This is a genomic window from Streptomyces sp. S465, assembly GCF_026898115.1.
Taxonomy (GTDB): domain Bacteria; phylum Actinomycetota; class Actinomycetes; order Streptomycetales; family Streptomycetaceae; genus Streptomyces; species Streptomyces luomodiensis.
Map to the genome: position 1 here is coordinate 6176012 of NZ_CP114036.1, position 13984 is coordinate 6189995.

The 13984-nt window shown below is 69.0% G+C and carries 10 protein-coding genes and 5 pseudogenes; 7 read left to right on the top strand and 8 right to left on the bottom strand.

The window, feature by feature from the left end; all coding sequences use genetic code 11:
- The first annotated feature begins 5 nt into the window (after positions 1 to 5).
- Complete coding sequence (gene nudC / locus N6H00_RS26155; protein ID WP_268974279.1) at positions 6 to 941, top strand: NAD(+) diphosphatase; 936 nt, start codon at positions 6 to 8, stop codon at positions 939 to 941.
- A gap of 35 nt (positions 942 to 976) precedes the next feature.
- Here the strand turns inward: nudC and N6H00_RS26160 are convergent.
- Positions 977 to 1063, bottom strand: a pseudogene (locus tag N6H00_RS26160) (NrdH-redoxin); the annotation flags it as partial.
- Between the two features lie 62 nt (positions 1064 to 1125).
- Between N6H00_RS26160 and N6H00_RS26165 the strand changes: the two are divergent.
- On the top strand, positions 1126 to 1755 hold the full coding sequence (locus tag N6H00_RS26165; RefSeq protein ID WP_268974280.1) for a recombinase family protein: 630 nt from the start codon (positions 1126 to 1128) through the stop codon (positions 1753 to 1755).
- A gap of 242 nt (positions 1756 to 1997) precedes the next feature.
- Here N6H00_RS26165 and N6H00_RS26170 read toward each other — a convergent pair whose 3' ends face one another.
- Complete coding sequence (locus tag N6H00_RS26170; RefSeq protein WP_268977112.1) at positions 1998 to 2618, bottom strand: recombinase family protein; 621 nt, start codon at positions 2616 to 2618, stop codon at positions 1998 to 2000.
- 108 nt (positions 2619 to 2726) lie between these two features.
- On the opposite strand from N6H00_RS26170, the gene N6H00_RS26175 reads away from it, so the two are divergent.
- Positions 2727 to 3539, top strand: coding sequence for a sulfite exporter TauE/SafE family protein (locus tag N6H00_RS26175; protein WP_268974281.1), 813 nt, complete (start codon positions 2727 to 2729; stop codon positions 3537 to 3539).
- A gap of 30 nt (positions 3540 to 3569) precedes the next feature.
- On the opposite strand, the gene N6H00_RS26180 is transcribed toward N6H00_RS26175, so the two are convergent.
- From N6H00_RS26180 to N6H00_RS26200, 5 genes are all read right to left on the bottom strand, one after another.
- Positions 3570 to 3932, bottom strand: a complete 363-nt coding sequence (locus N6H00_RS26180) for an SDR family NAD(P)-dependent oxidoreductase (RefSeq protein ID WP_268974282.1) — start codon at positions 3930 to 3932, stop codon at positions 3570 to 3572.
- 12 nt (positions 3933 to 3944) lie between these two features.
- The gene (locus N6H00_RS26185) at positions 3945 to 5261 is read right to left on the bottom strand and encodes a phytoene desaturase family protein (protein ID WP_268974283.1); all 1317 of its coding nucleotides are present in this window, start codon (positions 5259 to 5261) and stop codon (positions 3945 to 3947) included.
- A 3-nt stretch (positions 5262 to 5264) separates the two neighbouring features.
- Positions 5265 to 6107: a hypothetical protein gene (locus N6H00_RS26190; RefSeq protein ID WP_268974284.1), complete on the bottom strand. Its 843-nt coding sequence runs from the start codon at positions 6105 to 6107 to the stop codon at positions 5265 to 5267.
- Between the two features lie 27 nt (positions 6108 to 6134).
- Positions 6135 to 7181 carry an aldo/keto reductase gene (locus N6H00_RS26195; protein ID WP_268974285.1) on the bottom strand — a complete coding sequence of 349 codons (1047 nt, stop codon included), beginning with the start codon at positions 7179 to 7181 and terminating at the stop codon, positions 6135 to 6137.
- 310 nt (positions 7182 to 7491) lie between these two features.
- A complete protein-coding gene (locus N6H00_RS26200; protein WP_268974286.1) occupies positions 7492 to 8358 on the bottom strand; it encodes a helix-turn-helix domain-containing protein in 867 nt (288 codons plus the stop codon).
- A 321-nt stretch (positions 8359 to 8679) separates the two neighbouring features.
- On the opposite strand from N6H00_RS26200, the pseudogene N6H00_RS40595 reads away from it, so the two are divergent.
- The 3 pseudogenes from N6H00_RS40595 to N6H00_RS26210 all read left to right on the top strand — a co-directional run.
- A pseudogene (locus N6H00_RS40595) lies at positions 8680 to 8838 on the top strand (SDR family oxidoreductase); the annotation flags it as partial.
- Between the two features lie 310 nt (positions 8839 to 9148).
- Positions 9149 to 9520: pseudogene (locus N6H00_RS40600) on the top strand (DUF4158 domain-containing protein); the annotation flags it as partial.
- A 238-nt stretch (positions 9521 to 9758) separates the two neighbouring features.
- A pseudogene (locus tag N6H00_RS26210) lies at positions 9759 to 12148 on the top strand (Tn3 family transposase).
- A gap of 73 nt (positions 12149 to 12221) precedes the next feature.
- Here N6H00_RS26210 and N6H00_RS26215 read toward each other — a convergent pair.
- Positions 12222 to 12740 carry a hypothetical protein gene (locus N6H00_RS26215; protein ID WP_268974288.1) on the bottom strand — a complete coding sequence of 173 codons (519 nt, stop codon included), beginning with the start codon at positions 12738 to 12740 and terminating at the stop codon, positions 12222 to 12224.
- Between the two features lie 589 nt (positions 12741 to 13329).
- On the opposite strand from N6H00_RS26215, the pseudogene N6H00_RS26220 reads away from it, so the two are divergent.
- Positions 13330 to 13982: pseudogene (locus N6H00_RS26220) on the top strand (XRE family transcriptional regulator).
- Positions 13983 to 13984 lie beyond the last annotated feature (2 nt).

Below are 13984 nucleotides of genomic sequence, written 5' to 3' on the forward strand. Positions count from 1 at the left end.
CAGCCGTGACCACCTGGACCGACCGCGCCGCCGACCGGCCGATCACGCTCAGCGCTCCGAGCGGCATCGACCGCTCCGCGCACCACCGCTTGGACGAGGCGTGGCTGGCCGCGGCGTGGAGCCACCCGACGACGCGTGTCTTCGTGGTCTCCGGCGGCCAGGCCCTGGTCGACGACACCTCGGATGGTCGCACCGAGCTCGTCATGACCCCGTCCTTCGAGGCCCCGCACACCGAGAACCACCGCTACTTCCTGGGCACCGACCAGGAGGGCGTGCGCTATTTCGCGCTCCAGAAGGACTCCCTGCCGGGGCGGATGGACCAGTCGGCACGCCCGGCCGGGCTGCGCGAGGCGGGGGTGCTGCTGTCCGAACGCGACGCCGGGCTGCTGGTGCACGCGGTCGCGCTGGAGAACTGGCAGCGGCTGCACCGCTTCTGCTCACGCTGCGGTGAGCGCACGACGATCGCGGCCGCGGGCCACATCCGCCGCTGCCCGGCGTGTGGTGCCGAGCACTACCCGCGGACCGACCCGGCCGTGATCATGCTGGTGACGGACGAGCGGGACCGTGCGCTGCTGGGGCGCCAGGTGCACTGGCCGGAGGGGCGCTTCTCGACGCTGGCGGGCTTCGTGGAGCCGGGCGAGTCGATCGAGCAGGCCGTGGTCCGCGAGGTGGCGGAGGAGGCGGGCGTCGAGGTCGGCGAGGTCGAGTACGTGGCCAGCCAGCCGTGGCCGTTCCCGTCCAGCCTGATGCTCGGCTTCATGGCGCGCGCCACGTCCTCCCACATCCAGGTGGACGGGGAGGAGATCCACGAGGCGCGCTGGTTCTCCCGGGACGAGCTGCGGGCCGCGATCGAGTCCGGGGAGGTCCTGCCTCCGTCCGGTATCTCGATCGCGGCCCGGCTGATCGAGCTCTGGTACGGCGAGCCGCTGCCGCGAGGCTGACGCAGCGGCCGGCCGTGGCCTGACGCGAGCCTGACTCAGAGGCCGACCTTGGCCTTGACCTGCGCCAGCGAGGGGTTGGTCAGGGTCGACCCATCGGCGAAGAGAACGGTCGGCACGGTTTGTAGACTTTCCTCCTGCTTGTGGCGGCCAGGGAGGGCCGCCCATGTCTTGGGGAGGGGCAAGGGTGAGCGCCAAGCCCAGGGCGCTTGGCGTGGTCCGTCTGTCTGTAGGCAACGAGAACCAGACCGGCGAGGAAACGCAGCGCACACGCATCAGCAAGCGGGCGGACGCCGAAGAGATGGAGTTGGTCGACTTCGCCGTCGACATCGACGTGTCGGCGTCCATCTCGCCGTGGGTGCGCCCGTCCCTGGGGGACTGGCTCAACAACAAGAAGGATCAGTTCGACCACATCATCATCCTGAAGATCGACCGCATCGCGCGGTCGGTCCGCCACCTCTCGGACATCATCGAGTGGTGCGAGGCGAACGGTAAGGGGCTCATCTCTTGCGAGGAGGGATTCGACCTCTCGAAGCCGTGGGGCAAGACCATCGCCAAGATCCTGGCTGTGGTCGCAGAGGCCGAACTGGACGCCATCAAGGCCCGCAACAAGGCTTCCCGGGAAACCATGCGGAAGACCGGCCGCTGGCCGGGTGGCCTTGTCCCCTTCGGACGCAGAGCGGTGAAGGGCGACGCAGGCTTCACCCTGGAACTCGACCCCGAGTACGGCCCGACGCTGATCGAGATGATCCGGCGCTTCATCGAGAAGCCGAGCTTCTCGGCCGTCGCCGACTGGCTGAACGAGGGGTGCCGTTAACGAGCGGCGAACCAGGTGCCAAGTAACCCGCCAGTAGCCTTCGGATCGAAGGGGTGCTCTCACCGCACGGTCTCGGGCTCGGCACGGCGGGCCGGGGAGTTCGCCAGCCTGGAGGGCGGTGAAGTCGGCGTGCGCCTGCTCGATGACTTCGGGATACGCCTCGCGTTTGGCGTTCTCGGTCAGGGCCCGGTAGACGCTGGCCACGGACGGGTTCTGTCCCTTGCGCTTGCCGGTGGGGATGATCAGGTCGGGCTGGATCTGCTCGACGGACTCGCCGAGCGCGCGGCGGCGGAGCACGGTGTGGAGCATGTCGTCGGTGATGACCGGCGGCCGGCCCCGCCGTACTTGCCGTTGCGGGCCGCGGTGTCGAGCCCTTCGAGCGTCGATTCCCGGATGTTCCCCCGCTCGGTCTCCGCCATCGCCGCGAAGAACGCGAACAGCAGCTTGCCGGGGCCGCTGGGGTCGTACATGCCGGTCAGGGGGCCGTGGAGCATCTCCAGGACCAAGCCGTGCGCGGTCAGGTGGTCTGCGAGCGCGGTCAGCTCGGCCGCATCCCATCCCAGTCGCTTCATCTCGAACACCGTGAAGAGCACCCGGCAGTGCGGGGCGTGGGCCTTGATCTCCCGAGCCGTCTTGAGGGCCTCCTCGAACCGGGGGCGGACCCGGATGCGGGTGCTGATCTTCTCGTTGAAGACGTCCACGACCGTGCAGGTGGCGGGCCACCAGGGAATGGTGTCCGGCTCGATGTAAAGGCTCCGGGTGCTCACCCCCAGCATCCGGACCCGGTGCTGGGTGGCGGCCGGAATCAGGACGGCACGCTCGGGCGGGACGGTCCAGGTGCCCGCAACGGTGTCGACGACCATGACCCCGGTTGCGCCGTTCCTCACCTCACCACCGTACTGGCTGAGACGCGAAGGAACAGTGCCGACCTTCGCATGCGAGAAGGCAGGCCACCCTGGTGGGATGGTCCCGTGGACGTTGTGATGTTGATCGGGATCGGACTCCTCACCGGGGTGACGACGGTGTTGTTCGGGTTCGGCGGCGGGTTCGCCGCGGTCCCGGTAGTGGTGTGGGCGGACGCCGCGCTCGGCGCGGACGCGATGCGGGTGGCCACGGCCACCTCGGCCCTGGTGATGGTGGTGAACGCGGCGTTCGCGACCGCCGTCACACCCCGGCAGGTGCTCGGCGCCCTCCGCGGCAGCACCGGGCTGCTTCTCCCGCTGGCGGCCGGCGCCTCGGTTGGTGCGCTCGCCACCCGCCTCGCCCCACCGGCGCTGGTCCTCTGGCTGTTCGTCGCGTACGTGGCCATCACCATCGTCGACCTGCTGCTGCGGCCCGGCTTCCTGCGCCCCCGCACACACATCGGGGGGCCGGCGGGCGGACCGCGTCCGCTGCCGGCTGTTCTCGGCGCACCCGTCGGCGCGGTCGCGGCTTTCCTCGGCGTAGGGGGCAGCGTCATGACCGTCCCCGCGATGCGGCGCGCCGGGCACACGATGCACGTGGCGAGCGCGCTGGCCAACCCCCTCACCTTGGCCATGGCGCTCCCGGCCACCGCGGTCTCGCTCAGCGGCACCGGGCTCCCGACCTCCGCCGATGCACACGTCCGCCTGGTGGGCCTCGTCGACCCCAGTGCCGCCGCGGCCGTGCTTGTCGGCGCCCTGCCGGTCATCGTGGTGCTGCGTCGGCGCCCACCGCGCATCCCCGACCAGATCTACGCCTGGGCGTACGTCGGGCTGCTCACCGTAGTGGTGGCGGCGATGTTGCTATCGGACCTCTCACGGTGACGGCGTGACCGGTACGGGAGCACGGGCCAGTCACCAAGACGGTGGCCGGCGCGGCGCTGCCAGTGAGTGACGGGAGAACTGCGTCAGTTTCGCCGCGCAGCGCATCGACGTCAGGTCGATCGCGTGCACCGGAGCGACGGTGGACAGGTCGCCGGGCGTCGGGGGGTACTCCAGGACCTCGATCGGGCCGAGTGAGGCTTTCGCAGCAGCGATCGTCGCAGTGAGACGGGGGCGGTCGGTGACATCGGCTTCGAAGGCTTCGGCGCGTGTGCCTTCGCGGCACAGCTCGTCGGTCAGTTCGGCGAGCGTGTCGGCGTTGCGGCCTACGAGGGCGAAATCGAATCCTTCCCGCGATCGAGCGGCCCAGACCGCGACCCTCGCCGATGACGGCAAGTGTTCCCTGGTTTATGGGCTCCTCCTCTCCTCAGCGATCTCGCCAAGGATCTCGTGGGCGACCGTGCGGCCGACGTCGGCGCTGGCCTCGATGCCGCCTGCTTTCTGCTTGACCGCGTCACCGACGTTCCACAGATGCGCGATCGGGGTGGTGTAGGGGATTTCTGTGCCTGCGGCTGCGCGCTGGGCGGGTTCCTGGTCGCGCAGGACCCGGGTGGCGACGATGCGGGCGTCACTGAACCCGTCGACGTGAGTGTGAAGGTCTTCGGTCAGCAGCGCGATCTCGCTGTCGTTGTCGAAGTCCCGCAGAGCCGGTTTGGGTACCCCCCACGCCGAGTACAGGTGCCATCCCGATGGCGCCCGCTCGGGACAGACCGCGCTCATGCTGATGATGGAGCGCAGCTGGCGGGTCCGCGCGAACATCGTGATCCCGTCGGCGCCGGGCAGCAGTTCGCGGCGTGAGGCGAAGTCGACCACGAGGAAGGGGGCCGGCCGCATACGCCCGACACGGCGCACGTACTCCTGCGGGAGCGCCACGTCCTCGCCGAGGAGCTCGACCGTCATCTGCGGACCGGTGTCGGAGACCACGTGGTCGCAGCGGACCTCGATCTCCTCGTCCCCGGACCGGATCGTCGCCCCCGTGGCAATGCCGTTCGCCACGTGGATGCGCAGCGCCGTCGTCTCGCACCGGACCTCACCGCCGTGACGGCGTATGCCTTCGGCGATCGCACGAGGAAGGCCGACGGTGCCCTCCGGACAGAACGCCGAGTCCTGCGAGCTGGTGGTCGAGGCGAGCAGGCTCAGCAGTGCACGGGCCGGGGCCTCGTGGGCGTTGGCGGCGAGCAGGCTCGCGCACATCGTGTCCACGACGGAGTGCACGGTGAGGTTGCGGGTGATGCGGTGCAGCCATTGATCGACGCGAATGTCGTCCACCGTGGTGCCCAGGCGCTCGGCGAGCCGGGGCAGGCGCCGCAGGGCGCGGCGCGCGAGGCGTTGGAGGGGCCTGCGGGCCCAGCCGCGCATCCCTCTGCTCCCGTCGAGGCGCAGCCGACCGATCCGCAGGGTCAGCAGGCGACGTGGGCGGCGGAGCTCGACGCTGCCGCCCACGAGTTCGGCGGTGCGCACCGCCAGGCCGCGGGATTCGATCATGGCCGCGCCGGTGTTGAGCGAGAATCCGTCGACCTCGATGGTCGAGGCGCGCCCTCCCACCCGGTCGTGCCGTTCGACGACGAGAACCCGCTTCCCGGCCGTGACCAGGTGCGCCGCTGCGGACAGCCCGCCGATGCCCGCTCCGACCACGAGGACGTCGGTGTCGATGGTCCGGGTCATCGCTCAGGCCATCGCCGTGCCGGTACCGAGTCGAGCGATGATCTTCCCGTCGGTGCCGAGCGGGTACATGTCGACCGTCACCATCCCGGTCTCGTGTCCCCCCGCGCGCCGCAACCGCCAGCGGCTCTCGGTGAACAGGAACCAGTCACGGGAGTACCAGTTGGTGTGCTGCAGATCGATGACGGCGAACTCGTCATAGAACGCCTCGTAGTAGCCGCGCAGTTCGCCGAGCCTATCCAGCCTCAGCGCGGGCGATGCCACCGCGGTGTAGGGGCGCAGGGCGCTGGAGAAGTACTCCTGCTCGCTGTAGAAGCCCATGATGTCCTCGACATCCCCGGAGCGCAGCGCCTTGGTGTGGGCGTCGAGGAGCCGGTGGCGCTCGCGGTCGGTCAACGGGGCCGCGGTGCGCTGCTGCATCCACGCCAGCTCCGAGGAGATTCCGTCGCTGCCGTCGGTGACCAGCAGGGACAGCACGTCGGCGTCGATGTCTTCGCCGGTGGCGAGGTTGCGGCCGTGGTAGGTGGAGTCCCACAGCGACCACCAGGTAGTGGCGAATTTGGCGTGCAGAAAGTACTGCTGGTGCTGTGAGGCGCTGAACAGCCAGTCATAGTGGCCGGCAATTCCCTCGCGGTCGGAGACCACGTTGAGGTAAGGGCGGCCGTCGTCGTCGACCTGGTTGGCCACCCACATGTGGCCGTCGGAGAACCGCAGGCTCTCGGTGGGGGCGACGGTCTCCATGACCGTCGCCGGATCGTTGCTCCACTCCGACTCCGCGTGCCACTGCGCGCGGCGGAGATTCTCCAAGACCTGGTCGGTGTGGTCGGTGTACGGGTCGCTTATGGTCATGGCGTATCGGTCTTCCTGGTCGTGGAGTCAGAGGGTGGCGCCGACCTGCGGGTCGGTCACGTCGAGGCCGAGCTCGACGGCGTCGTGCACGAGCATGTCGTAGGGGAATCCCTTCGGCCGCAAGCTGACCTCGCCGAGACGGGCGAGGTGCTCGTCGGACAGGTCCAGCTCGGCGCCGGCGAGGTTCGCCGCCAGCTCGCCGGTGTCGCGTGCGCCGAGGACCGGGATCGCACCGGTGGCTCGCACCCAGGCCACGGCGACGGTGACGGTAGATGTCCCGATCTCCGCGGCGATCGCGGCGACGGTCTCCACGACAGCCTGCGCCTGCCGGTCGTGGATCACCATGCCCTCGGGTGACTGCGGCCCACCGACGAGCATGACGCGGTGCTGGGCGTTCATCTCCTCGGTGATCTCGTAGCTGATCGGCAGGTCACCGGAGAGCAGGCCGCCGGACAGCGGTGAAGCGGCCAGCATCGCCATGCCGCGTGCCCGCGCCAAGGGCAGGTGCTCCCGCTCCGGTGCGCGCTCCAGCAGGTTGTAGTGCATCTCCAGGACAGCGGGGCGCGCCCAGCCGCGGTGCTCGGCGACCGCGGCGGCGCCGGCGGCGCGCCAGGCGGGGAAACTGGAGAACCCGACGTGCAGGACTTTGCCGCTGCGCACGAGCGAGTCAAAGGCGTGCATGAGGTCCTCGACCGGGGTCACACCGTCGTCGGTGTGGGCGAGCAGCACGTCGATGTAGTCGGTTCCCAGCCGCCGCAGGCTGCCCTCGACCTCAGCCCGCAGAGCCTTACGGTGCTGCCCGGCGGCCGCGATGGCGGGCTTCCCCAACGGCGTCCTGCCATACTTCGACACCACGACGAACTCTTCACGTCGGCCAACCATGACTTCGCCGACGAGAGTCTCACCCTCGCCGCCGAGGTAGCGGCTCGACGTGTCGAACAGAGTGCCGCCGGCGTTTACGAACGCCGCGGCGGTGTCACGTGCAGCCGCCCGGTCCCACGCTCCCGACCTGGTTCCAAGCCGACCCGTACCCAGCGCAAGTTCGGACACCTGAATTCCGGTGGTGCCCAGCAATCTATTCCTCATTACATCTCCATACGATTTGTCATGGCCGAAGCCATACACACAGACTCGGGATGAGATCCGGATGACGGACGACTACGGAAAGCCCGCCGGCTTGGCACGGTGCGATACCGCGGCACCATTGCAGCGATGCTTCCCGCACACCGACAGCGCCTTCGGCCAACCGGAAACCTCACCGAACGTGACGCTGCGGTGACGGTGCGAAGGTCCCTATTTCTCCCATCGCGGCCCGTGTCGGCAGCCGGGGCGCTGGCACCCCAGGACGGTCTGCGTCTGACAGAAGCAGATTGACGCGTACACCTCAGGAGAGCCCAACGCTCCCCAGGTCTGAAGCCAAGGTGGACAGCAGAGGGAGGCCGTCACCGCGGTGCGCGTCAGGCGCGGTGCTGTAGGTCCACAGGTACTGACCGGGATCGCTGGAGACCGCGAACGACTCCTGATCCAGTTCGAGCTCACCGACCGCCCCGTGACGGAACCGCCGGACTACGCGTGTGCACGGCTCCACCTCGTGCTCGGCCCACAGCCGGGCGAACTCCTCGCTGCGCACCGACAGCACTCCCACGACGTGCTCAACCCGCGACGGGACGACCGTGCTCGCGGCCCGCAGGTTTCGCACCACCCCGGCCGCCGCGGCGAGCCAGTCGACGAAGAAGCCGTCGGCCACCGGGTCCAGGAAGACCATGCGCGCCATGTGGTCGACCGCCTCGAAGTCGGCGAACAACGCCCGCGCCAAGGTGTTAGCGGCCAGTACTGCCTGATCGGCCGTGACGACCAACGCAGGCACCGCCTGCATCTGATCCAGCAGACTGGCCAGCTGCGGAGCGACTTCCTCGGTGATCTCCTCGGGCCGGACGCGCGAGGCGGCCGCGAGCCGGTGCAGGTGATCGGTGGCGGCAGCATCCAGACGCAGGGCCCGGGCGAGCGCCCCGACCACTTCGGGCGAGGGATGCATCTCCCGGCCACGTTCGAGGTGCACGTAATAATCGGTACTCACCCCCGCCAGCAGCGCGACCTCTTCGCGGCGAAGCCCCGGCACCCGACGCACCGGACCCGGCGGAAGCCCGGCCTGGGCTGGGGTCAGGCGATCCCGCCGAGCACGCAGGAACTCGCCCAGCGACGAGTTTCCCGCCGCCGTAAGCCATCCTCGCGGTCCCAATTCGTTGCCCATGGCCACAACCGTAAGCGCGACGGCGAAAAGTTCAGGGGGTGCGTGCCACCCCCTCAAAAACCCATTCAGGTCCCCCGCGGCAGCGCCCCCCGGGCCCCGCCGGTTCCCAACCTGCGACCGCGCTTGGGCGATGACCCTGTAAGTGCCTGGGCACTATGAAAACCTGCGCCGGGCAACGCCCAGGTACCCGACAGTGCCCTCGCCGCGACCGACGACGACTGGCAGGCGAACCTCGAAGCCAACCTTCTGTCCGTCGTCCGCCTCGATCGCATCCTCGTCCTGTCCCGCACATGACGGCGCAGGGGCACGGCGCCGTCGTACATGTGTCCTCGAACGCCGCCCGCTACCCCCAAGCCCAACGGCGTCCCCTACGTTGCCGCCAAGGCCGCCCTCAACTCCTACAGCAAGAGCCTCGCGCTCGCCTGCGGCCCGCGCGGCGTACGCGTCACCGCGGTCATGCCCGGTGTCATCCGGACCGACGCCGTCGAGGCCAACCTCCGGCGCACCGGGACGCAGAGCCTGACTGGCATACCCTGCGGGGGTGGCGATCGCATCCGGCGCGACCTCGGCATCCCGCTGCCCATGCGCTCCAGGCGCCCGGGTGGGGAGTCCCCGCCCGGGCGCCTGGCCATCCGGCCGTGTTTCTTACCAGGCCCGCCCGGCGCGCCGGGGCACTTCGCCGATACCCGCGCCCGCTGTACACCGCCGGCCCTACCGTCCAGCCCGACAAGTGATCACGGGGGCATGCGGAAGGAACTGCACAGTGGGGCGGGATCTGGGTCTGGACGGGGTGGTCGACCACTTCACCCTGTCCAGCGACGAGGCGGGCTGGTTACGGAACAAGACCGGCGCTACCAGGCTGGGCTTCGCCATTCAGCTCAAGTATTTGACCTGGCGCGGCCGGTTTCCCCGAATGCGCCTGGAGCTGCCGTCCGACGCGGTCGAGCACGTCGCCAAGCAGGTCGGCGTCGCCGTCTCCGAGCTGGGGTTCTACGACTTCACCTCCCGCGCAGCCAAGCGGCACCGCAGCGAGCTGCGGGATCTGACCGGCTGGCACGAGTGCGCCAAGACCGACCTGGTCAAGCTCGTCTCGCACCTGGTGGACGTGATCTGGCACGACGAACGCCGCGAGGAACAGGTGCGGGCCGAGTTGCTGCGGCAGATGCGCGCGGACCTGATCGAGCCGCCGACCGCAGCCCAGGTCAACACGATCATCCGCTCCGCGCTCCATCAGGCCGACGAGCGCGCCGTCGCCGAGGTCGCCGACCGGCTCGCGCGGGCCGAGGACTGCACCCGCCGCCTGGACGCACTGGTCTTCACCGACCTGACCGGCACTGGGCAGGCCGAGGCGACCGCGGCGGACGGCGACACCCCCGGAGGACGAAGACGAGGTGGAGTCCGTGCTCTCGGACATCAAGGCCCACCCGGGCAACGTCAGCCTCAACTCGCTGCTGGACGAGATATCCAAGCTGGGGCAGGTCCGCGCCGTCGGCGTCCCGGAGAACGCGTTCACCGGCATCGGCGCGCAGGTGATCAACGCCTGGCGGGCGAGAGCGTCGGCGTCCTCCCCGAGCCACCTGCGGCGCTTCGCCCCCGAGGTGCGGCACGTCCTCTTGGCCGCGCTGCTGTTCCAGCGGCAGCGGGAGATCACCGACATCCTGGTGGAGCTGCTGAACTCCACCGTGCACCGCATCAACGCGCGAGCGGAGAAGAAGGTGACCGAAGCGTTCGTCGCCGAGTTCACCAAGGTCCGCGGCAAGGCCGGACTGCTCGGGAGGATCGCCGCCGCCTCCCTCGGCGCCCCCGAAGGGTCGGTGCGCGAAGTGATCTACCCGGCCGTCGGCGGCGAGAAGACGCTGAAAGACCTGGTCGCCGAGATGAAGGCGACCAACGCCGCCTTCGCCCGCTCCAAGCGGGAGGTATTCAAGTCCTCCTACAGCAACCACTACCGGGCCGGGCTGATGAAGCTCCTCGGGGTGCTGGACTTCCGCTCCTCCAACGACCGGCACAAGCCCGTCATCGAGGCCCTGGCCCTGATCGAGCGGCACAAGGACTCCTCCACCACCTACCTGCCGCTCGGCGAGACCGTCCCCCTTAACGGCGTGGTCCGCAAGGACTGGACGGAGTTTGCCCTCCACACCCCCGACAAGGGGCCGGCACGCGTCATGCGCACCGTGTACGAGGCGTGCGTCTTCCAGGCCCTGCGCGACCGGCTGCGCTGCAAGGAGATCTGGGTGGTCGGCGCCGACAAGTGGCGCAACCCCGACGAGGACCTGCCCGACGACTTCGAGACCCGGCGCGCGGAGTATTATGAGAAGCTGAACAAACCGCGGGACGCGAAGGTGTTCACCGCCCAGCTCCAGAGCGAGATGCGCGACGCGCTTGGCGCCCTGGACACCAAGCTGCCGAAGCTGCCCTGGGTGACCATCAGCGGCAAGCACCGCAACGGCGCGATCACGTTCACCGAGCCCGAGCCGCAGAAAGAGCCGAAGAACCTGCGAAAGCTCAAGAAGGCGATCCGCAAGAAGTGGGGCACCGTCGCCCTCATCGACATCCTGAAAGAGGCCGCCCTGCGCACCGGGATGCTCAAGGCCCTCGCCCCGGTCGGCACCCGCAAGGCCATCGACGAGGCCAAGCTCCTGGAACGCCTGCTCCTGATCGCGTACGCGTACGGCACCAACTCCGGGATCAGCTCGGTTGCGGCCAGCGAGCACGGGCACAGCGAGGAGGAACTGCGCTACACCGCCCGCCGCTACCTGACCGCGGTCGGCCTCAAGGCCGCCGGTGTGGAGATCGCCAACGCTACCTTCGCCGCCCGCCAGGAAACAGTGTGGGGGCAGGGCACCACCACCGTCGCCTCGGACTCCACGCACTTCAAAGCCTGGGACCGCAACATCTTCACCGAGTGGCACTCCCGCTACGGAGGCCGGGGCGTGCTCGAGTACTGGCACATCGAGAAAGGGTCGATGGCCATTCACAGCCAGCTTCTCAACTGCACCGCCTCCGAGGTCGCCGCCGCGATCGAGGGCATGATGCGCCACGCCACGACGATGCAGGCCGAGGGCAACTACGTCGATTCACACGGCCAGTCGGAAATCGGGTTCGGACTGACGAGGCTCCTGGGCTACGACCTGCTGCCCCGCATCAAGCAGATCAACAAGGCCAAGCTCTACCGGCCGGGCCGCGAGGACGAGGACACCTACGACAACCTCGCCGACGCGATGACCCGCCCGATCCGCTGGGACGTCATCGAGAGCAACTACGACCAGCTCATCAAGTACGCCACCGCCATCCGGGTCGGCACCGCCACCACCGAGGCGATCCTGCGGCGCTTCACCCGCACCGCCCACCCCGTTTACCAGGCCATGCTGGAGGTCGGCAAAGCCCAGAAGACCATCTTCTCGCCCGCTACCTGCGCGACCGCGACCTCCAGCGCGAGATCCAGGAGGGCCTCAACGTCGTCGAGGGATGGAACGGCGCCAACGACATCATCTTCTTCGGCAAGAGCGGCGAACTGTCCAGCAACCGCCGTGACCAGCAAGAACTGTCCCTTCTCGCGCTCCATCTCCTGCAATCGGCCCTGGTCTACGTGAACACCCTGATGATCCAGGATATGTTCGCCGACCCCGAATGGGCTGACGCGCTGACCGACGAGGACAAACGGGCCCTGACCCCGCTGTTCTGGATGCATATCCAGCCGTATGGCGAGGTGCGGCTGAACATGGGCAGCCGCCTCCAACTCGCCACCCCCGTCCCCCAGGACCCGGATCCCGAGCCCACCGCAGCCTGATGCGATGTCAGTGCCCCACGCCACGCTGGCCTCCTCGCCGACCGGCAGGGGGCCAGCGTGGCGTGTGCGTTGGTCAGTGCGGGGTCAGGCAGTTCGGGTCGGTGCAGCCAGCGGCCAGGGCCAGCGTGCGGTCTGCGGGCGGCGCGTCCAGCCACTCTGCGCGCATGGCCTGGAGCCGGGTGATGTCCGAGGCCAGATCCGGCAGCTCGGATCGGAGGGCGCCGGCCCACTGCTGGGTGAGCGCACGCCCGTTGACGTACAGCTCGCCGTCCCGGCCTCCGACGGCGAACAGTACGCCGCTACGCTGGGCAGGGATGACCATCGCGCCCGCCGGTTCGGAGACCTTGCCCTGGCGCACCAGCACCGCAGTAGCGGCCTGGGCGTCGGCCAGGGCCTTCTCGTCCAGTGGCGGCATCGGATCGGGACCGGAGGGCAGCACCAGGGTCATCACACCGTCCTCGGGCGCCCCGTCCAGGCCCCGACCGGCGAGCTGGATGTTCTCGTAGAAGGTGACCATCCCGGCCAGCAGCGGCATCTCCGTCCGCAGCCGCTCGGCCACCGACGGGGTGAGTCGTTCGCCGTTGGCAAGCACCTGGCCGCTCTTGCCGGCCGCGACCGAGCACTTTTCCGTCCGGGGTGAAGGGGTACTTGTCTCAGCGCCGCTCTCCATCAGCCCGGTGTCCACCGCATGGTCCCAGGCACGCCAGATGCGCTTGATCTCGGCCTGCGGGAAGGGCGGGGCCGTCTCCGGCCGGGCCCCGGGCTGGCCAGGCGGTCAACGAGCAGCCCCGCGCCCCGGATACGACCGCACCACCTGAACGGCCCCGCTTACAGCGGCTGGCCCCGATCAACCAGACAAGCCACACAGAAACGTGAAAACCCGCCCAGGAAACTACTGGCGGGTCACTTGGCACCTGGTTCGCCGCTCGTTAACGGCACCCCATGTTCCGGATCGATCATGACCATTGCGGCGACGTTCAAGGCGTTCCTCGGGCGTCATGTCGATGTCACCCCGAGGGCGTCAAACCGGTGTCATTGTAGGCGTGACGTGGCTACCCTCGGATCATGACGACTCCGGTCGAGCGGAGCGAATCCCCAACGACGTGCTGACTTCTGTGCGCAAGTCGATGAACCTCAGCCAAGACGAGTTCGCCCGGGGCTGACGCGGCGCAGGCGAGGAGTTGGGGGAGCCGAACGACGCCTCCAGGCGACTCGTGCAACGCTGGGAGTCCGGGGAGACCAGGACATGCCGCCCGCTGTATGCGCGGGCACTGAAGCGGTTCACCGGCCGTTCCCCCGAGTCGCTGGGGTTCGCGATCCCGATGGCACGCGTCCACTCAGACGGGGCAGGAGGCCACGACATGGAGGCTGAGGAAGTCGGCACGGCCGACGCTGAAGCCCGGAGACGGAGCCGCAGAGCGAGTACGCGGGCATCTGGCTGTCCCGGTACGAGTTCTACTCGTCCAGCCGCGACGAGATGTTCGACTGCAAGCATCACGTCGTGATCGTTCAGCACGGCAACCGGCTGACAGCCCAGAGCCTGCCCGGAGCGTGGACCAACCCGGACAGCCCGTTGTCTCTGGACCTCACCGTTGACCGGAACGTCGTCACCGGTACGTGGACCGAGCAGACGGCGGCTGACGGGTACTACCAGGGCGCCCGGTACCACGGTGCGATTCAGCTGCTGATCGAGCCGACGGGCCGACGTATGGCGGGCAAGTGGGTCGGGTTCGGCAAGGACTTTGACGTGAACACGGGCCCGTGGGAGCTGCGCCTACTCGACCGGTCCACAGGGCGCGCAAGCATTGAGCGGTACTCGACCCTCCCGGATTGAGG

Bases quoted from the DNA above. Each gene is read 5' to 3' on its own strand.
- N6H00_RS26200 (WP_268974286.1), bottom strand. From the start codon at position 8,358: ATGGGCAACGAATTGGGACCGCGAGGATGGCTTACGGCGGCGGGAAAC.
- N6H00_RS26170 (WP_268977112.1), bottom strand. From the start codon at position 2,618: ATGGTCGTCGACACCGTTGCGGGCACCTGGACCGTCCCGCCCGAGCGT.
- N6H00_RS26185 (WP_268974283.1), bottom strand. From the start codon at position 5,261: ATGACCCGGACCATCGACACCGACGTCCTCGTGGTCGGAGCGGGCATC.
- N6H00_RS26190 (WP_268974284.1), bottom strand. From the start codon at position 6,107: ATGACCATAAGCGACCCGTACACCGACCACACCGACCAGGTCTTGGAG.